General features: G+C 59.8%; 18 protein-coding genes, 1 tRNA gene and 1 pseudogene. 6 read left to right on the plus strand and 14 right to left on the minus strand.

From position 1 onward, the window contains the following. Together HNR59_RS10605 and HNR59_RS10610 are read left to right on the plus strand one after the other, a co-directional pair. Positions 1-1,374 (plus strand): MlaD family protein, encoded by a 1,374-nt coding sequence (locus tag HNR59_RS10605; protein ID WP_183829649.1) that lies wholly within the window; start codon positions 1-3, stop codon positions 1,372-1,374. An 82-nt stretch (positions 1,375-1,456) separates the two neighbouring features. Beyond that, positions 1,457-2,059 (plus strand): ABC-type transport auxiliary lipoprotein family protein, encoded by a 603-nt coding sequence (locus HNR59_RS10610; RefSeq protein WP_183829653.1) that lies wholly within the window; start codon positions 1,457-1,459, stop codon positions 2,057-2,059. A 75-nt stretch (positions 2,060-2,134) separates the two neighbouring features. On the opposite strand, the gene HNR59_RS10615 is transcribed toward HNR59_RS10610, so the two are convergent. Together HNR59_RS10615 and HNR59_RS10620 are read right to left on the minus strand one after the other, a co-directional pair. Continuing rightward, positions 2,135-3,646 (minus strand): DEAD/DEAH box helicase, encoded by a 1,512-nt coding sequence (locus tag HNR59_RS10615; protein WP_183829656.1) that lies wholly within the window; start codon positions 3,644-3,646, stop codon positions 2,135-2,137. Between the two features lie 188 nt (positions 3,647-3,834). Further along, the gene (locus HNR59_RS10620) at positions 3,835-4,608 is read right to left on the minus strand and encodes an NAD kinase (RefSeq protein ID WP_183829659.1); all 774 of its coding nucleotides are present in this window, start codon (positions 4,606-4,608) and stop codon (positions 3,835-3,837) included. 500 nt (positions 4,609-5,108) lie between these two features. Between HNR59_RS10620 and HNR59_RS10625 the strand changes: the two genes are divergently transcribed. Continuing rightward, entirely contained in the window at positions 5,109-5,537 is a 429-nt protein-coding gene (locus HNR59_RS10625) for a hypothetical protein (RefSeq protein WP_183829661.1), read from the plus strand. Here HNR59_RS10625 and HNR59_RS10630 read toward each other — a convergent pair. Next, complete coding sequence (locus HNR59_RS10630; RefSeq protein WP_183829664.1) at positions 5,534-6,724, minus strand: GGDEF domain-containing protein; 1,191 nt, start codon at positions 6,722-6,724, stop codon at positions 5,534-5,536. The genes HNR59_RS10625 and HNR59_RS10630 overlap by 4 nt on opposite strands. An 85-nt stretch (positions 6,725-6,809) precedes the next feature. Next, positions 6,810-7,001, minus strand: a complete 192-nt coding sequence (locus HNR59_RS10635; protein ID WP_183831615.1) for a hypothetical protein — start codon at positions 6,999-7,001, stop codon at positions 6,810-6,812. Here HNR59_RS10635 and HNR59_RS21040 point away from each other — a divergent pair. Continuing rightward, positions 6,937-7,341 carry a DDE-type integrase/transposase/recombinase gene (locus tag HNR59_RS21040; protein WP_183829667.1) on the plus strand — a complete coding sequence of 135 codons (405 nt, stop codon included), beginning with the start codon at positions 6,937-6,939 and terminating at the stop codon, positions 7,339-7,341. The genes HNR59_RS10635 and HNR59_RS21040 overlap by 65 nt on opposite strands. Here the strand turns inward: HNR59_RS21040 and HNR59_RS10645 are convergent. The 8 genes from HNR59_RS10645 to HNR59_RS10680 all read right to left on the minus strand — a co-directional run bounded on the left by HNR59_RS10645 (position 7,338) and on the right by HNR59_RS10680 (position 14,987). Then, positions 7,338-8,132 (minus strand): ABC transporter permease, encoded by a 795-nt coding sequence (locus tag HNR59_RS10645; RefSeq protein ID WP_183831530.1) that lies wholly within the window; start codon positions 8,130-8,132, stop codon positions 7,338-7,340. The two genes, HNR59_RS21040 and HNR59_RS10645, sit on opposite strands and share 4 nt — an antisense overlap. Beyond that, entirely contained in the window at positions 8,132-9,007 is an 876-nt protein-coding gene (locus tag HNR59_RS10650; protein WP_183829670.1) for an ABC transporter permease, read from the minus strand. The genes HNR59_RS10645 and HNR59_RS10650 overlap by 1 nt, the downstream gene beginning before the upstream one ends. Continuing rightward, complete coding sequence (locus tag HNR59_RS10655; RefSeq protein WP_343060787.1) at positions 9,004-10,140, minus strand: ABC transporter ATP-binding protein; 1,137 nt, start codon at positions 10,138-10,140, stop codon at positions 9,004-9,006. Before HNR59_RS10655 ends, HNR59_RS10650 begins: the two co-directional genes overlap by 4 nt. A 12-nt stretch (positions 10,141-10,152) precedes the next feature. After that, positions 10,153-11,187, minus strand: a complete 1,035-nt coding sequence (locus HNR59_RS10660) for an ABC transporter substrate-binding protein (protein ID WP_183829673.1) — start codon at positions 11,185-11,187, stop codon at positions 10,153-10,155. 13 nt (positions 11,188-11,200) lie between these two features. Further along, entirely contained in the window at positions 11,201-11,869 is a 669-nt protein-coding gene (locus HNR59_RS10665) for an RraA family protein (protein WP_183829676.1), read from the minus strand. An 8-nt stretch (positions 11,870-11,877) separates the two neighbouring features. After that, positions 11,878-12,681 (minus strand): carbon-nitrogen hydrolase family protein, encoded by an 804-nt coding sequence (locus HNR59_RS10670; RefSeq protein WP_183829679.1) that lies wholly within the window; start codon positions 12,679-12,681, stop codon positions 11,878-11,880. Positions 12,682-12,785: 104 nt separating this feature from the next. Then, positions 12,786-13,679 carry a LysR family transcriptional regulator gene (locus tag HNR59_RS10675; protein ID WP_183829682.1) on the minus strand — a complete coding sequence of 298 codons (894 nt, stop codon included), beginning with the start codon at positions 13,677-13,679 and terminating at the stop codon, positions 12,786-12,788. A gap of 102 nt (positions 13,680-13,781) precedes the next feature. Beyond that, positions 13,782-14,987 carry a serine hydrolase domain-containing protein gene (locus tag HNR59_RS10680; RefSeq protein WP_183829685.1) on the minus strand — a complete coding sequence of 402 codons (1,206 nt, stop codon included), beginning with the start codon at positions 14,985-14,987 and terminating at the stop codon, positions 13,782-13,784. Positions 14,988-15,259: 272 nt separating this feature from the next. Between HNR59_RS10680 and HNR59_RS20780 the strand changes: the two are divergent. Further along, positions 15,260-15,419 (plus strand): annotated as a pseudogene (locus HNR59_RS20780) (IS6 family transposase); the annotation flags it as partial. A gap of 275 nt (positions 15,420-15,694) precedes the next feature. Here HNR59_RS20780 and HNR59_RS10685 read toward each other — a convergent pair. Next, a tRNA-Thr gene (locus HNR59_RS10685) sits at positions 15,695-15,770 on the minus strand. 128 nt (positions 15,771-15,898) lie between these two features. Here HNR59_RS10685 and HNR59_RS10690 point away from each other — a divergent pair. Beyond that, complete coding sequence (locus HNR59_RS10690; protein WP_183829688.1) at positions 15,899-16,066, plus strand: hypothetical protein; 168 nt, start codon at positions 15,899-15,901, stop codon at positions 16,064-16,066. Positions 16,067-16,078: 12 nt separating this feature from the next. Here the strand turns inward: HNR59_RS10690 and bhcR are convergent, their stop codons facing one another. Then, positions 16,079-16,894, minus strand: coding sequence for an HTH-type transcriptional regulator BhcR (gene bhcR, locus HNR59_RS10695; RefSeq protein ID WP_183829692.1), 816 nt, complete (start codon positions 16,892-16,894; stop codon positions 16,079-16,081). Positions 16,895-17,001: the final 107 nt, after the last annotated feature.

Consider the following 17,001-nt stretch of genomic DNA (forward strand, 5'->3'; position numbering starts at 1 on the left):
ATGGAAACAAGAGCCAACTACGTCATTGTCGGCATCTTCACGCTGGTTGCGATACTGGCGGCATTCGGCTTCGTCTACTGGACGGCGGCGATTGGCGACCGTGGCGAAACCGTGATGATGCGTGTGCGCATACCGGGCTCGGCCTCGGGCCTCGGGCGCGGCAGCTTCGTGCTGTTCAATGGCGTGAAGGTTGGCGACGTGCGCCGCGTCTATATCGATGTGGAGAATCCGAGCGTCGCCATTGCCGACACGGAAATCGACCGGCTGACCCCGATCACCCGCTCCACCCAGGCTGACATCGGCCTCGCCGGCCTTACCGGCCAGGCGAATATCGAGCTGAAGGGCGCCAACCGCAACGAACCGAAGCTGCTTGATGAGGCAGAGGCCGCGGGCACCGTGGCCGAAATCACGGCCAATCCCTCTGCGGTCACGAATCTGCTGCAGACAGCGCAGGACATATTCACGCGCGCCGAAAGCGTCGTCTCGCAGCTGGAAGGTTTCGCCACCGATGTGCGCGGACCGCTGACCCAGACGGTCCAGAATGCGCAGAAGTTCTCCGAAGCGCTGGCCAACAATGCCAATTCCATCGACAAGTTCCTGACCAGCGTCGGTGCGCTGTCGGAGGAGTTGCAGGGTGTTTCGGGCAAGCTTGACGGCACACTCAAGGCGGCCGAGGGACTGCTGAACTCGATCGATCAGGATCGTGTGAAGCAGATCGTGTCGAACGTCGATGATTTCACCCGCAACCTCAGCAGGTCGGGCGAAAAATTCGATGATGTCATTGATGGCGTGGACAAGGCGGTCGCATCCATCAACGAGTTTGCCACGCGCACGCAGGGCACGCTGGCCAAGGTGGACGGCGTTCTGGACGGCATCGATCCCGATGATGTGCGCGAGGCGCTGGCAAACATTCGCACCGCCAGCGAGAACGCCAACAAGGCGGCGGCCGACGTGGCGCAGGTGACCGAGAAGTTCAGCAACCGGGCCGATGACATCGACAAGACGATTTCCGACGCGCAGCAACTGGCCGAACGCCTCAACAACGCTTCCGTGCGTGTCGACGGCATTCTGGCCAAGGTGGATACCATGCTGGGTTCGGATCAGGCGGACGGCGTGATGGCGGATGCGCGCGAGACGCTGAAGTCGTTCAAACAGGTGGCCGATACGCTGAACGCGCGGCTCGGCACCATCACCGCAAATCTGGAACGTTTTTCCGGCAAGGGGCTTCAGAATGTGGAGGCGCTGGTCAATGACAGCCGCCGCTCGATCAATCGCATCGAGCAGGCCGTCAGCGACCTGCAACGCAATCCGCAGCGCATTCTGTCGGGGGGCGATGGCGAGGTCAGGCAATATGACGGAAGGGTTCGCCGTTGATGGCCTGTGATTGCAAATTCCTTAGAGTTTCCCACGCCAGCCGTGCTCCGTCGGGAGCTGAGCCTTTGAGGGCGGAGGTTGTATGCCGAGTTCCGTGAAGTTTCGTCTCGCAGCCCTTCTTCTTGCCTGCGGCATGGCAGGTTGCGCAGCCTTGCCGGGTGGCGGACCTGCTCCGCTCGACACCTTCGAACTGTCGGCGGCGAATGTCAGCGTCGAGGGGCGCAGCCGCCGCCAGATCCTCATCGCGGAACCGTCTGCCCTCAAAGCCTTCGATGGCCAGAACATCGTCATCAAGCCCTCCGACGGATCGATACAATATCTGAAGGGCGCCCAATGGGCGGACCGCCTGCCGCTGATGGTACAGGCGCGGCTGGCCGAGACCTTCCAGCGCTCCGGCCGCTTCGCGGGCGTTGGCAAGCCGGGCGAGGGGCTCGCCATCGACTATCAGGTGATCGCCGAGATACGTGCTTTCGACGTGCGTGTCTCCGGTGGCCAGAAGGCCAATGTGGAGCTTTTCGTGCGCTTGCTGAACGACCGGACCGGGGAAGTGCGTGCAGCCCGTAGCTTCACCGCTGTGGCGCCTGTTTCGGGCGGAACCGGAAATCAGGCCTATGTTGCAGCACTCGACCGCGCTTTCCGCGATGCGGCCGCGCAGATTGTCTTCTGGAGCGCGGAGCTTCTCTGAACAAAACCGAAGGTTTTCCTAACAAGAAGGGCGGCCAACAAGGCCGCCCTTCTTGTTTAATTGTTCGTCTGAAAGTCAGACCTTGGCTTCAATCAGCATGAAGGCCGGGACATCATCCCCGAAGCCCACCGGTGTGTCGCCATCATCGTCATCGCGTCGCCGGTAGTTGCGATTTTCGCGCGGGGGCCTGTTGCCTTCATTGGACCAGTCACGCTGCTTTCGCGCAGGCGCGGCTGCTCGGGCAGGTGCCGGTTGCGCCTGCACTTCCTGATCGGCTTCTGCCTTGGGTGCGGCGGCCTCGCCTGCATCGTGACGCGCGCCGCGTGGCTTGCGCTCGCGACCCTCGTCCTTGCGTCCTGCACGGCGCGGGGCACCCTTGCCGCGACGGGGAGCATCGGTTTCACCCTCGCTCTCTTCCACAGTCGAGAGGTCGCCATCGTGCCACTCGATCGACTGCCCGATCAGCTTCTCGATTGCGTCGATGTATTTCGTGTCGTTGCGCGTCGCGATGGTGAACGACTTGCCGAGGCGTCCGGCGCGGCCGGTGCGGCCGATGCGGTGGACATAATCCTCCGAATGGATCGGAACGTCGTAATTGAAGACATGGCTGACATCGGGAATGTCGAGCCCGCGCGCGGCCACGTCGGAGGCGACCAGAAGCTTCAGCTTTCCGTCCCGGAAATTGGTCAGCATGGTCATGCGCGCGCGCTGATCCATGTCGCCATGAAGCGCGCCGACGCTGAATTCGTGGCGCATGAGCGACTTGTAAAGCTCCGACACATCCACCTTGCGATTGCAGAAGATGATTGCGTTCTTGAGGCCTTCTTCTTCCTGCTTGATCAGCTTGCGCAGAACGTCGCGCTTTTCCCACGGCTTGGACATGGACTTGACCAGCCGCTGGGTAACGGTGGTGGCCGCACTGGCGGCGCGCGCAACCTCTACCCGAACAGGCGCGTGGAGGAATTTCTCCGTCAGCTTTGTGATCTCCGGCGGCATCGTCGCGGAGAAGAAAAGCGTCTGGCGGGTGAAGGGGATCATCTCGCAGATGCGCTCGATGTCGGGAATGAATCCCATGTCGAGCATGCGGTCTGCCTCGTCGATGACGAGAATTTCGACGCCGTTGAGCAGCAGCTTGCCGCGCTCGCGGTGGTCGAGCAGACGTCCCGGCGTGGCGATCAGCACGTCGGCGCCGCGTTCGAGCTTCTTGTCCTGTTCGTCGAACGAAACGCCGCCGATCAGCAGGGCAATGTTGAGCTTGTGGTTCTTGCCGTATTTGACGAAGTTTTCCTCGACCTGCGCGGCGAGCTCACGCGTCGGCTCAAGGATGAGCGTGCGCGGCATGCGCGCACGGGCCCGGCCTTTTTCCAGCCGTGTCAGCATGGGAAGCACGAAAGAGGCGGTCTTGCCAGTGCCGGTCTGGGCGATGCCCAGAACGTCCTTGCCTTCAAGGGCGTGAGGAATGGCGCCTGCCTGAATTGGCGTCGGCTGGGTGTAGCCGGCGTCAGCGACTGCGGAAACAACCTTCGGCGAAAGGCCGAGGTCTGCGAATGTCAACGCTTCTTGAGCGGTCTGGGTGTCTGAGGACAAGTTCGCTTGCTGTCTTTGAGCTGGTTCGGATCGCGTGGCGGTCTGCATTGCAGCATGCCATATGGTCACGCTATTAATGTGCATCGCGATAGGCTCAAGCCCGCGTCTTGTCAACACAAACAGAGCATAATCGCGGCAATTGCCGGGTCTGCCGTGGTGCCCGGCCCTTTATAGCACCGAATTCACCATCAATATCTGAATTGTTCCTTCAGGATGCGTTCGTTCCACGAGTGGCTGGGGTCGAACAGCAGGGTCGCCGTTGCTTTTCTTGACTGGCGCACGGTGACCGATTGCACGCTCTTGACTTCCGTATGGTCTGCCGCGGCATTGACCGGTCGTTTGCCGGGCTCAAGGATGTCAAACCGCACTTCGGAGCGGTTGGAGAGCAGGGCGCCGCGCCAGGCACGCGGGCGAAACGGGCTGACGGGGGTCAGCGCCAGAAGCGGCGCATCCAGAGGCAGGATCGGACCGTGGGCGGAAAGATTGTAGGCGGTCGATCCGGCAGGCGTCGCCACCATCACGCCATCGCAACTGAGTTCTTCCAGCCGCTCCTTGCCATCCACCGAGATCCGGATCTTTGCGGTCTGGTAGGATTGCCGCCACAAAGCCACCTCGTTGATGGCAACCGCCTTTGCCGTTTCGCCGTCCATGGTGGTTGCTTCCATCTCAAGGGGGCGGATGGTTTCGGCCACGGCGGCGCCTATCCGCTCGGGCAGGGCGTCAAGCGCGAACTCGTTCATCAGGAAACCGATGGTGCCACGGTTCATGCCATAGACCTTCTTGCCGGTCTCCATCGTCTCGCGCAGGGTCTGGAGGAGAAATCCATCACCACCCAGAGCCACGATGATGTCGGCCTGCTCGACCGGAACCTGCCCATATTCGGCTGACAATGCAGCCAGGGCATCAAGCGCTTCGGGAGTGCCGGAGGACACGAAAGCCAGCGCGGATGGCTTCTTCGTCATGGGCTTGGTGTTCATTTTAATGCGATGGCCCCGATCAGAATGCAATGTGGACCTAACATGGGTTTCGGGTGCTGGCAAAGCGGATGACAGGAGCGCCGCCTTGCGGGCCGACAGGTTTACCGGAAAGGATACACATATTAAGCTGGCTTAAACGGAAGCGGCCGATGCTGCTTCGGCATGGAAGGCGGGGGCCTGACTGACAGGGACTTCCCAATTGCCGTTCACACGTATGTTCATCATCGCTCTCCTCATGGCAGCCTTTGCCATGGCCTTCTCGAATCTGGTCAGGAACACAGATTCAGGGGTTTCCCGGCAGGAGCCTTCGGATGTGAGTTGCGGAGAGGGAACCGGCGTAGCCTGCCCGACGCGGCGCCAGATGTAGTCATTCCTTCGTCATCGAACGGGAACAGATTTGCGCATTCGGAAATGGATGGAGGCAGAGTTTGCTTGGCCTCACCCATTAGGGACGCCATAATACCACTTTTCGACAAGGAGACGGAATGAGAGCACGTACAGCCACGATTGGCGATCTCGAAACGGTGTTCCGCGACCTTTCCGGTCGCATGTCCGCTGACTATGTTGCTGCTGGCCTGACCGTTGAAGGTGCGCAGGACAGCCTGACGATGGATCTGAAAGAGGGGCGGGCTCATGCACTGCTAGATGATGACACTGTGGTTGCCATCATTACCTGGCACGAAATCGATCACGTCGCGGAAACCGCCTTTGCGGCGCGCGAAGGCTTCTTCACCGCTTCAACGGTGAGGTTCTGCAAAAAACACATCAGGCGCATACAGGAACTGACAGGAAACATGCCGATCCGTTCGAGAAGCTGGCTTGGTGAGCCGGAGGTGACGCGGTGGTTCCGCATAATCGGCTACGAGCAACTGCAGGGTAACGGTTCCAGGCTTTTTGAATTGCCACCGGCCTAGACAGCTCGCGGCCCCGCTGCGGCTAAACCATCCTCTTGCGGGTCGCTTACTTCGACCCGGTTCCGGCCAAGAGACTTGGCAGCATAGAGCGCCCGGTCGGCTCGGCGCAGCAGTCCGGAAAAATCCGCGTCCGACGGACCGCGTGACGCGCCGCCGACGGAAACCGTCAGTGGCAGAACCTTACCGTCCGTTTTGCACGGAGCGTCCTCCACCGCCTTTCTCAGGCCTTCCAGCCGCTGTTCCGGCGGGCCATCGAGCAGCATGACGAATTCCTCGCCGCCGGAGCGGGCGACCATGGTTCGGTTGCCGGCATGTGTGCTGAGAATATCGGCCACATGCTGAAGTGCCCTGTCGCCGACATCGTGGCCGTGGGTGTCGTTGATCTTCTTGAAACTGTCGATATCGAAGATCGCGACACTCAGTCCGGCACCTGCCTGTCCTGCCGTCTTGAAAAGCTGTTCGGCACGTTGGGTCAGCGTGCGCCGGTTCGGCAGGCCGGTCAGGTAGTCGGTCGAGGCGGCATGCTCCCATTGCAGGCGGATGCGGTCGGAACACAGAAGTATGAATGACGTTGTGCCAAGCACAGGCAGAACGGCCATGAAGATGGGAGTCACCACATTTACCGTCGATGCGCCGGTGGTGACACTGAAGTCCGTGGGCAGGGGGCTGAAGAGGAAAACGCTGGCGCGCAATGCTGTAAACACGGCCATAATCATGAAGATGATCAGAAGTACCCGACGGCTGATGGAGTCATCCGCCCGTGGCGGACGCGCCAGTATCCTGATGCTGGCGAGCATCAGCCAGCACCAGGCTATCGTGATGATGATGATTCTGGCCTGAAAATTCTCGTCTACCATCGAGAACCAGAATACTGAAAATGCACCCACCGCTATCGGCAGATAGAGCCAGTTCGAGGCTTTGAAACCGTAGAACTTGGCCAGAGCCCGATTATAGGCGAGCAGCCCTATCAGGAAAGCGGTGTTGACGATCACCAGCAGCATCGGAGGAGGTCGTTCCGACGCTATGGCGAACAGTCCGCATCCTATGGCGATCAGAAATGTTCCGGCCTGCCATGTGTGGGCGGCAGGGCGCAGGTTGTCCGGCAGATCGCGGGACATGATTGCCAGAACCAGCCCGTTCGAGAGCATCATCGTTGCGACAATGGCGAACAAATATTCTGAAACCATGGCCCCAAATCAGTCGCTGTTTTGCCCGCAATGATAACGTGACAAAGATGACCAATCCGACAACATCCACAGATCCACCCGGATGTCATCCGTCGAGGGTGTCGACTTCACCACAATGAAGTCCAGACATGAAGTCTCTGGTCTTGTCGGGCAGATCGTCGAACTGATCAGAATCGATTCCAAAAAGCTGGAGCGCATCGCCGCAAACCGGCATGGTCAGAGCAACCGTCGCGCGCGTGGTCAGGGTTTGGAATGGGAGGGCGCTGCAGGTTGCCATCGCTGACGCCTCCGGGTTGGCCTGCACCGAGAGTCTGCCCGACGAGAAAAAAGCGAGCGCAGCCGCCTTCCTTGAGCGAGCGTTCGTCCTCTTCGAGACACATGGGATCACCATCGAGCGGGGCGTAACCGACAATGGCGCGGCCTGCGAATGCCATCTCTTCCGCAAGGCACTCGCCGATCACGGCATCCGTCACAAGTGCACAAGGCCCTATACCCCAGCGCACCAACGGAAACGCCGGGCGCTTCATCCAGCCTCGGCGGAAGCCGCTAACAACTTGCGGACTAATCATGGCCGTGGCCTCGCCCGATTGCCCGGGTGGGCTACGGCAACCGGCTAGCGGACGAAGGTTTGGGTCAGTCCCATGGCTCGATCGATGATCATGATGATCGCCAGCGTGAAGAAGAACAGCAACACCGAGACGCAGGCGACCATCGGGTCGGCGCTTGTCTCGACGTATCGGAACAATTCCACCGGCAGTGTGGTCAGCTTCGGCCCCGTCAGAAACAGAGTGATGACCAACTCGTCGAACGAGACGAGGAAGCATAACGCTGTCGCCGCAATGATGCCGGGCATCATCATGGGCAGTGTGACGCGCCGTACGACCGTCAGCGGCCCTGCACCCAGCGAGGCTGCCGCCTCCTCACAGGCCAGATTGACGTTACCCAGCGCCACGGCGAGCACGCGCAGCGCGTAGGGCAGCGTGACGACGAGATGCGCGAGCACGATACCGTGGAACGTGCCAAGCAAGCCGATGGTCGCGAAGATGATCAGTATCGCCAGACCCAGAACGATGGTCGGCAGCAGGAGTGGGGCGGTGAACAGATTGTAGAGAAATTCCGAGCCAGGCGTCTTCAATCTGATGATTGCGTAAACTGCGGGAATCGCGATTGCCAGCGACAACATGGTGACGACAACCGCCAGGGACAGGCTGGTAAGAAAGGACGAGATGATGAGCTCGTTCTGCCACAGCGATTGGTACCAGCGAAACGACCAAGAGCTTGGTGGAAAGCTGAGAAGGCGGTCGCCGCTGAACGAGATCGGGAAGACCAGAAGCGCGGGCGCTAACAGAAACAGCATCAGCACGAACACTAGAGCGCGCAGCGGCCAAGAAAGTTGATGTCCCTCCATCAATCGAGCCTCTTCAACAATCGGGTGTAGACGGCGAGCGATAGGCCAAACAGGATGAGCACCAGGATCGAAAGCGTCGCGGCAACCGGCCAGTTCAATGTGACGATCGCCTGGTCATAGATCTCTGTCGCCAACAGAAATACACGGCCGCCGCCCATCAGTTTCGGCGTGACGAAAGAGGAGATGGCGAGAACAAAACAGAGCAGCCAGCCGAGCGCGATGCCCGGCAAGGTGAGCGGGAGGATAATCCTGCGGAACGTCTGGGCTGGAGTCGCGCCGAGCGAACGTGCCGCCTCTTCAAAGCGGGGATCGAGCCTGCCGAAGCCGGCCAGCAGCGCCAGGATCATGTAAGGCATCAGGATTTCAGTCAGACCAATCATGACGCCTGTTGTGTTGAACAGGAGCCGCGGTGGGTTTTCGACGCCGAGAGCCTTGATCGAGCGGATGATCGGGCCGTCATTGGACAGCAGTGCTATCCAGCCATAGGTGCGGACGACTGCCGACGTAAGCAGTGGCGCAATCACGAGGAAGATCAGCAAGCTACGCCACCGGCCGCTGGACCAGTGAATGTACAGCGCGATCGGGTAGCTGACGATGAGCGTCGCCAGAGTGACGCCAAGGCTGAGCGTGATGCTGTTGGCGATCAGTTGCAGATTGAACGGATCGGCGATCGCCTTGATCCAGTTGCCGAGGATGAAGGCCTCACGGATGCCGCCTCCGGGCACATATTCATTGAACGACATGCGAGCGAGATTGAGCATCGGTATGATGAAACCGATCACGTTCACCAGCACGATCGGAAACAGCAATGCAAGGCCCGTTTGGCCGCCAAGTCCGCTTGTTGCCGGCTTGTCCGGGATCGCCGCCGCACTCATTCGGCCCTGCCGAACATTCGGGTATCCGACACAGCCCATGACAATGTCGCCTCGGTTCCGGGTTCGCGAATGTCATGCGCCTGGATCGAGGATTGCTCGGCGACGAGCCCTACGCCATTGGCGTCAAAATGGAACTGGATCATGTCGCCTACGAAAGTGACCCGTTGCAATTTTGCCTGGAGGCTGTTGCGGTCGCCCGGCAAAAGAGGACCACTGCCCTTGTTCGTCCACGACACCGCGATGCGGTGAGGTCGTACCATTGCCTCGACATTCGTTTCCGCCACGTCGGTAGCAGTCCTGATTGCTCCAGCGGCGAAGTCGAGCCTGTTGCTGTCGGTGCGCCTGCCAGAAATTCGGTTCGTGCGTCCCACGAAAGATGCCACAAAGGGCGACGCCGGCTGCTCGTAGATCTGATAAGGTGTTCCGATCTGCTCTATGTGCCCGCCATTCATGACGACGATGCTGTCGCACATGCTCAACGCTTCCACCTGGTCGTGTGTGACGAAAACGGTCGTGATCCTGAGCTCTTGCTGAATATCGCGGATTTGCGTTCGCATCTCATCGCGCAGCTTGGCGTCAAGATTGGAAAGGGGTTCGTCGAGCAGGAGAATCGAGGGCTGGATGACGAGCGCCCTCGCAAGCGCAACGCGTTGCTGCTGGCCTCCCGACAGTTCGCGCGGGCGGCGATCGGCGAGCTTGCCAAGTTGCACGAGATCGAGCGCGGCCGCCACCTGCCGTCGCTTTTCCTGATCTGGCACGGATCGAACATCGAGCCCGAAGGCCACGTTGCGCGCAACCGACATATGCGGAAACAGCGCGTAGCTTTGGAACACGAGGCCCATGTCGCGCCGGTGTGGCGGCAGATTGGTCACATCTGTGTCGGCAACCCTGATCGTCCCGGACGATGGCGTGATCAGGCCAGCGATCATTCGCAGCGTCGTGGTCTTGCCGCACCCGGACGGCCCAAGCAGCGCGACCAGATCGCCGCGCGGCACCTCAAGGTCGAAATCCGTGACTGCTTCAAAAGAGCCGTAACGCTTGGCCACCTTGTCGAGCCGCAGATAAGGCGATGCGCCAATGGAACTCCGGCCCGATTGCTGGGCCAGCGATGCTTCACATATCTTGATGTTCACTGGCTTCACACCCTATCGGCTCAAGGGGATGATACGACGACGCCACTCTTCGGTGATGCCTTCGCGCAATTTGGCAATCTCAAGCCAATTGATGTCGACGGCCTGTCCTGTCTCTGTCGACACCAGCCGATCCGCGGCATCCTTTTCAACCGTCGCCTTGCTGTTGGTCGGCGAATAGAACATCGCATTGGCGAAGGCTGACTGCGCCTCGACGCTCAGGGCATAATCGATGAATTTCCTGGCGGACTCACCGGCCGGTCCGTTGGCAACCAGATTGATCGTGTTCATCTGGAAGCTGGTTCCTTCCTGCGGAATGGCAACCTTCAGATTGGGAAGCGTTTCGGAAAAGGACTGGGCGCGTGCATTCCAGCTGATTCCCAGGGCAATTTGGCCATTTGAGACCGCAGTGTAGATATCCGGCTTCGGCTCCCAGCTTTGCACCATTGGCGCCAGCTCTTCGAGCTTCCCGTACCCGGCCTCGAGACTTTTTGTGTAGTCCGCGCCGCCAGCAAGCTTGTCGGCAATGACGGTCAGCGCGATGCCCTGAATGTCCGGTACCGCCGGCAGCGCGAGCTTGTCATCGAACTGCTTATCCCAAAGGGCCTCCCACGATGTCGGCGCCGCTTCCGCCTCTGCGGGATTGTAGAGCATGACGAGGCTGTCCAGTGTCAGGCCGACACCATTGACGCCCTCCCGGCGTGCCGCCGGGATCAGGTCAGCCACATTGGCCGAGACGCTTTCGTCCACCCTGGCGAAAAGCTGCTCGTCGGTTCCCACCTTTGACACGGTAACATCGAGGATGGCGACATCGATCTGCGGCGCCGATTTCTGCGCCCTCAGCGTGCCGAGCATCTGTGCGGAGTTTGGCATCGCGAAGAACTCCACCTTGATGTCGGGGTTCTTTGCCATGAAAGGTTCGACGACCGCCTTGACGTAGCGTTCCTTGAACAGGCCCGAATAGCCGGCGAGTGCTACGGTGTCAGCCAGCGCCGCCCCCGGCACGATCAGAGCGATGGCGCTTGTGGCCAACCACGCAGAAACTCTCATGTCTGTCCTCCTCCTAGGCGCCCTTGCGCTTTTCTTCGACCATTCTTGTCGCGCCGGAAATGTCGGGCAGGCTCTCGCCTTTGCGCAGGCGCTCCAGAAGCACGATCTCCCCCTCCTGCATGGCAATCGCGCGGCGAGCCACGACTTCCGCGTCTTCCGGCGAGATCGCGATCACGCCGCTCTCATCTGCAATGATCGCGTCGCCAGGCATGACCACCTGATCCCCGACTGTTACCGGCACATTGATCGCACCGGCAAGGCCGAGAATCTTGGTCGTGATCGGTGATGGACCACGACACCACACCGGGAGCCTCACTTTCCTGATTTCGGACAGGTCGGTCGCCGGCCCGTCGATTACCGCGCCGGCAATTCCGGCAAGTGCCATCGCGTGCGTCACGACCCCGCCCCAGCATGCGTGCCTCAGATCGCCGCAACGCTCGACAACGACGAAGTCGCCCGGACGGACCAGTCTCGTGAGATAATGCAGTGCCGTCGAATCGGCGTGCGGCAGTCGGATCGTCACAGCCGTACCGGCTACGCGGCAGTCCCCAAGAATTGCGCCGATACGATTGTCAATAAAGCCTGCATGACGAAAATGGCCGACGGTGGCAGTCTCTACCTTGCCCATGAGTTCGATCAGATCTTGATCGAGCTGAGCTGGCATATCGTGTACTTCGAACATAGCGGACCTCAGAGCACGTGGTGGTTGGCGACCGGCACCGCGGCGCGGACCTTGTCGAGATAAGCGAGATCAATCCGGGCTGTCGTGCTGCCGACGCCGTCCGAACACTGCGCTATGATATGACCCCACGGGTCGATGATCATCGAATGACCCCAGCACCAGAATTTGCCGTCACCATGCGACAGCGTCTGGCCAACAGAGACGAAATAGGTCTGTGTCTCGATCGCGCGGCACCGCGACATCACTTCCCAATGATCTTTGCCGGTCATCAACGTGAATGCGGCGGGCAGGACGATCACCTGCGCGCCTCGATCGCGCAGCGCCCGGAACAGTTCGGGGAAGCGGATGTCATAGCAGATCGAGCAGCCGACAATGACGTCACCGACCTTATAGGTGACGACTTCCGTCCCGCGGCTGATCGTATCCGACTCGCGGTAGGACGTTCCCCCGGGCGCATCGATATCGAAGAGATGGATCTTCCGATATTTGGCGATTTCGCTGCCGTCTGGCCCGAAAACGAGCGTGGTGTTGAAGTAGCGGTTTCCTTCCCGCTCCACCAGGCTGCCTGCATGAATTGTCAGGTTGAGCTCAGACGCGAGGGCAGACATGAGTCTGTAGGCTTGTCCGTCAGGAAATGTCTCGCTATTGGCATAGACGTGATCGCGATTTCCGCCAAGAGATGCATAGTACTCAGGAAGAACGATCAGGTCTGGTTTTTCATCTTCATAAATAGATCGAATTTCAATTTCTGCATTACGGAGATTTTCCTCTTTATCTCCTTGAGAATTCATTTGGACAACGCTGATCTTCATTGGATACTCCGGATTTCGTAAAACGAAGTATCGGCGGGCAGTTCGATTAATTCAAATGAGAAGTTTTTGTCTTCATTGATAGGAGAAATCTATAGGTGGCGACGCTAGCCACCACGCGCAAACGCTGAGGCCGCGTTCGCGCAGATGGCCGCCAGCATCGGCAAGACCGGTCGGTCATTGCGGTCGATGAACGACGCAAACAAGACGAAGGGTGGAAACTGCGGAGTGACGTCAAGCTCGACCAGCTGGCCGCTGGCAAGCTGGTTGAGCACTACGGCCCGCGGCAGCGCGGTGATGCCGAAGCCGTCCACGGCGAGCTGCACAATCGTCACCAGCGAGTTGATGTTGGTAATCTTCGGCGCGCCCAGCCCGGCTTCGGAATATTGCTGCAGCAGCCAGTGATAGGGAGCACTGTCCTTCGAGAACGTCAGCAATGGGTGAGTGGCAACGTCGGCCAGCGTCAAAGGCCGGCCAGCCAGGCCTGAATCCGCCTTGGCAACCCACACCGACCTGAACGACGACAGCTCGACATTGGTAACGCTGCCGCTCACGATTTGTCCAAGCACCAAGGCCATATCGATGTCTTCGCCGAGCACGTCACGCGCCAGCGCCGGGCTGGTATCGAGACTGAGATCGATGGTGATGTCAGGCAGCGCCTTGCGCACATCGTCCATGAAGCGCGACAGGAATGTATGGACGATCACGTCGTTGGTGCCGATCCGCACCGATCCGGTCATCCGGCTCGGATCTGCGACGCTTTCGCGGAATGAGGCAACGGCCAGCATGATTTCTTCCGCATGGGCTATGGCTCGCCGTCCGGCCAGCGTCAGCGACACCGCACGTCCTTCGCGGCTGAACAGTTGCACGCCGAGATCTGCTTCAAGAGAGGCAATGCGGTGAGAGATGGCCGCCTGTGTCGTGTTGAGCCGCGCCGCCGCGGCCGAGAAACTTCCAAGCCGCGCAATCCAGAGAAATGTCTCAAGGAAACGAAGGTTCATCCAATCTCTCCAACAGGCCGCAGCCGCCGAAATCCTCGCCGCGGCAGCAATGTGAGGAAGGCCCCCGCACAAAGATCCGACCTGACGGTCAGACGCACTTTCTCATAGGCACTCGCGCTCCAGATAGTCGCGGATTGCATGGAACGCGGCGAGGGTTTCGATGGTACGCTCAGAGCTTACGAATTCCGGCCAGGTGGACAGCTTGACGACGCCAAATTCGGATTGCGGGTCCATGTAAATGAACTGGCCAAATGTGCCCCGGCACATGTAGGCGCGGCGCTGCTGATCCTCGATCCAGAACTGGTTGTGGTAGGCGCCATCCGGCAGGCTGGTGCGATACACGCCCGTATAGAGGTCGGGATTGCCGCCATTGCGGCATTCGCTGATCCACTCTTCGGGAACGACCTGCCGGTGGTTCACCCATCCACGGTTGAGATGCAGCAGTGCGAACCGGGCCATGTCGCGCAGCGTCGCGTTGAAACCGCCGTCGGCCAGCGCCATGCCAGCCGGATCGACGGTGATGTAAGCGTCTTCCTCCGCCCCCATCGGCGCCCACAGTTCCGAGCTGAGGAGCTCGGCCAGCGACGTGCCGGTGGTACGCTCCAGTACAAGTGCCAGAATGTCTGTCTCGATCGACCGGTAACTGAACTGGCTGCCGTGCGGCCTTTCCTGCTCGGTCAGGGTAATGATCAGCTCCCACATGGTCTTTGGCCAATCAGGTCGCGTGATTGGCTTCCATCCGCAGGCATGGTCGAGCTTTTGCATGTGCGATCCCTCGGTCGTGTATGACTCGTCGAAGGTGACGCCGGCAGTCATGTCCAGAAGGTGTTGCACAGTCGCTCCGCGATAGGCGGTCGCGGCGAGTTCCGGAAGATAGTGTGTCACCTGTGCGCGCGTATCTACCAAACCCTTGCCATGCACCACGCCGAACAGCGTGGCGACAATCGACTTGGTGACCGACATTGCGAGATGCTGGCCGTGGGGGCGCATGCCGTTCATGTAACGCTCGGCGACGATATTGCCGCGCCACAGCACCAGGAAGCCGTCGGTGAAACTTCCATCGAGAAACTCCGCGATTGTATGCGTCGTGCCGCTGGTTTCGAACTTCACCTGATCGATATCGACTGGTGCGCTCGGCAAGGGCAGTACCGGCCCGGGGCCGCGCCATATCTGTGCCGTCGGCGTCATCTCGCGGATGTGCTGGAACGTCCAGCGATGATAGGGCGGATAATCCCATTCGTTACGCGGGATGATCGGGGCGCCCGGCGACATCGGGTTGCGCAGGCGCTCGTTCGTGCCGTCGGTCATTTCTGTCTCCATGGCAACCACAAGGTTTTGTCGTCGCTGTTGCTGTTCGGAATTGGTTATCAACCGCGCTGGCTCGAACAACGAGGAGATCTCCTCCGCGATCAGCAGGTCCGGCTATGGTGGCAGCGCCCGCACGATACCGATCGCGGGTATTATTATGTGATCGCAGATCGCATAAACTGTCAAGTTGGTCGGCTTGCTGTTTGGGATCCGAGCAAGAACGGCACGCTAAAATTTAACCGACATCTGATGAAGCTCAGCAAGCATGGGCAATGTTGAAAACTGCTCGTGCCCCATCCTGTAGTCGCTGCCGCTTTCCCGCCGAGATCATCGCTCACGCGGCACGACTTTTATTGCGCTTCCCGCTCAGCCTGTGCATGGTTGGGGACACGTTGGCGGCCCCGCAGTGTCATCGTGACCTATCAGACCATTCCAAACAGAGGGGGCAACTGTGTTGTCACCTCATTTCCATTGCCGATACAAATTCCTGATCCCGCGGGCGGTCCCACTGCGTTGAAGGCATTATTGGAACCGTATCGGATGGCCGATTCCGCTTTTGCATCTCCGGGATTGGCGGATGTGCCACCTCATGGAACCCGGCAACAAAAACAAAAATGGAAGAAACTGTCCCACTATGTGAAGTGGTGCAGAAGGTGGGGCGAAATGATCCGATTTAACAAGGAAAATCAACACCCTGAAATGGGTGGTGGTGCCCCCGGCAGGGATCGAACCCGCGACCTTCGGTTTACAAAACCGCTGCTCTACCAGCTGAGCTACAAGGGCAACGTGCTCCGGTTAGCATATTTGTCGTGTCAGTAAAGACAAATCAGAGCCGGATTCACCGTTTCGCATGCTGAAATAGCCTTTGCTGCTCCCTACATGGAGAACAAGAGCCATTCAGGGGAGAGCCGATGCTCAGATTTGTCATCGTCGCTTTGATTGTGCTTGCTGCGTGGGCGCTGGTGCTCAATACGATCCGGGTGATGCGCGGCTTGAAGATAGACTGGACCGGCGTCGCTTTCATGGTCGGCTTTGTCGCGCTTGCGTTCTATCTGCGCCACGTCAGCGCAATGGGCTGAAGGGGAGGGAACTCAGTTCCTGCCGCCGATCATCGCCGTGACTTCTGCCGCCGCATCGCGAACAACAGGCCCGATCTGCGCCAGCCGTTCCGGCGTGACCCGCACCGTGGGGCCTGAGACGGACACCCCTCCCACCGGCTCGCCATGTTCGTTGAAAACGGCGGCGGCCACGCAGCGCATGCCGAGATTGCGTTCCTCGTCGTCCACGGCCCAGCCGCGGACCCTTGCCTCGGCGAGATCCCGCATTAGCTCGGGCAGGGTCGCAAGGGTGCGGTCCGTATAGGTTTCCAGACCCAGCCGGTCGATGAGCACGGCCACCCGCTCCGGATCCATATGGGAGAGAACGGCCTTGCCGATGCCGGAAGCATGAAAGGCGGTGCGGGTGCCGGGCCGGAAGAAGGCGCGGATGGCCTGATGCGTCTCGACCTGGCTGACGAACACCACGCAATCATCTTCCGCCAGCCCCAGATTGGCGGTTTCTCCGGTTTTCTCCATCAGATCCTGCATCACCACGCGCGCCCGGTCGACAATTTTGCGCCCGCGCAGGAAGGCCGACCCCATTCGGTAGGTTTCGACGCCTATCGACCATAATTGTTCGGTTCGGTCGAATTCCACCATGCCATGCGCTTCGAGGGTGGTGAGCATGCGATAGGCGGTCGCCGCGGCAATGCCCGACTGGTCGGCGATCTCGCTCAGCGAAAGGCCGCTTGCCTGCGCCACGATCGCCAGTATCCGCAAGGCCCGGTCGAGAGACTGCACCGGCCCGGCATCCGGGGAAGGGCTGAAGGCGCGTGGCCTGCCGCGCTGACGTTTTTCGGCTTGTTCCATCGCGGGCGCCTTCGATTTCCCATGAAAATGAAAAACTTTTTTATAAGAAATTGAAAAGCGCGTAAATGAAAAATGAAATGGCTAGGTTTGTCAGCATTTTATGAGGA

It is taken from the genome of Aquamicrobium lusatiense (assembly GCF_014201615.1).
GTDB lineage: Bacteria > Pseudomonadota > Alphaproteobacteria > Rhizobiales > Rhizobiaceae > Mesorhizobium > Mesorhizobium lusatiense.

What these genes read in the sequence shown, in the direction of transcription:
- HNR59_RS10690 (WP_183829688.1), top strand. Translation starts at nt 15,899, where the DNA reads ATGCTCAGATTTGTCATCGTCGCTTTGATTGTGCTTGCTGCGTGGGCG.
- HNR59_RS10650 (WP_183829670.1), bottom strand. Translation starts at nt 9,007, where the DNA reads ATGAGTGCGGCGGCGATCCCGGACAAGCCGGCAACAAGCGGACTTGGC.
- HNR59_RS10670 (WP_183829679.1), bottom strand. Translation starts at nt 12,681, where the DNA reads ATGAAGATCAGCGTTGTCCAAATGAATTCTCAAGGAGATAAAGAGGAA.
- HNR59_RS10660 (WP_183829673.1), bottom strand. Translation starts at nt 11,187, where the DNA reads ATGAGAGTTTCTGCGTGGTTGGCCACAAGCGCCATCGCTCTGATCGTG.
- HNR59_RS10680 (WP_183829685.1), bottom strand. Translation starts at nt 14,987, where the DNA reads ATGACCGACGGCACGAACGAGCGCCTGCGCAACCCGATGTCGCCGGGC.
- HNR59_RS10645 (WP_183831530.1), bottom strand. Translation starts at nt 8,132, where the DNA reads ATGGAGGGACATCAACTTTCTTGGCCGCTGCGCGCTCTAGTGTTCGTG.
- HNR59_RS10665 (WP_183829676.1), bottom strand. Translation starts at nt 11,869, where the DNA reads ATGTTCGAAGTACACGATATGCCAGCTCAGCTCGATCAAGATCTGATC.
- bhcR (WP_183829692.1), bottom strand. Translation starts at nt 16,894, where the DNA reads ATGGAACAAGCCGAAAAACGTCAGCGCGGCAGGCCACGCGCCTTCAGC.
- HNR59_RS10625 (WP_183829661.1), top strand. Translation starts at nt 5,109, where the DNA reads ATGAGAGCACGTACAGCCACGATTGGCGATCTCGAAACGGTGTTCCGC.
- HNR59_RS10675 (WP_183829682.1), bottom strand. Translation starts at nt 13,679, where the DNA reads ATGAACCTTCGTTTCCTTGAGACATTTCTCTGGATTGCGCGGCTTGGA.
- HNR59_RS10630 (WP_183829664.1), bottom strand. Translation starts at nt 6,724, where the DNA reads ATGGTTTCAGAATATTTGTTCGCCATTGTCGCAACGATGATGCTCTCG.
- HNR59_RS21040 (WP_183829667.1), top strand. Translation starts at nt 6,937, where the DNA reads ATGGTCAGAGCAACCGTCGCGCGCGTGGTCAGGGTTTGGAATGGGAGG.
- HNR59_RS10620 (WP_183829659.1), bottom strand. Translation starts at nt 4,608, where the DNA reads ATGACGAAGAAGCCATCCGCGCTGGCTTTCGTGTCCTCCGGCACTCCC.
- HNR59_RS10610 (WP_183829653.1), top strand. Translation starts at nt 1,457, where the DNA reads ATGCCGAGTTCCGTGAAGTTTCGTCTCGCAGCCCTTCTTCTTGCCTGC.
- HNR59_RS10635 (WP_183831615.1), bottom strand. Translation starts at nt 7,001, where the DNA reads ATGGCAACCTGCAGCGCCCTCCCATTCCAAACCCTGACCACGCGCGCG.
- HNR59_RS10605 (WP_183829649.1), top strand. Translation starts at nt 1, where the DNA reads ATGGAAACAAGAGCCAACTACGTCATTGTCGGCATCTTCACGCTGGTT.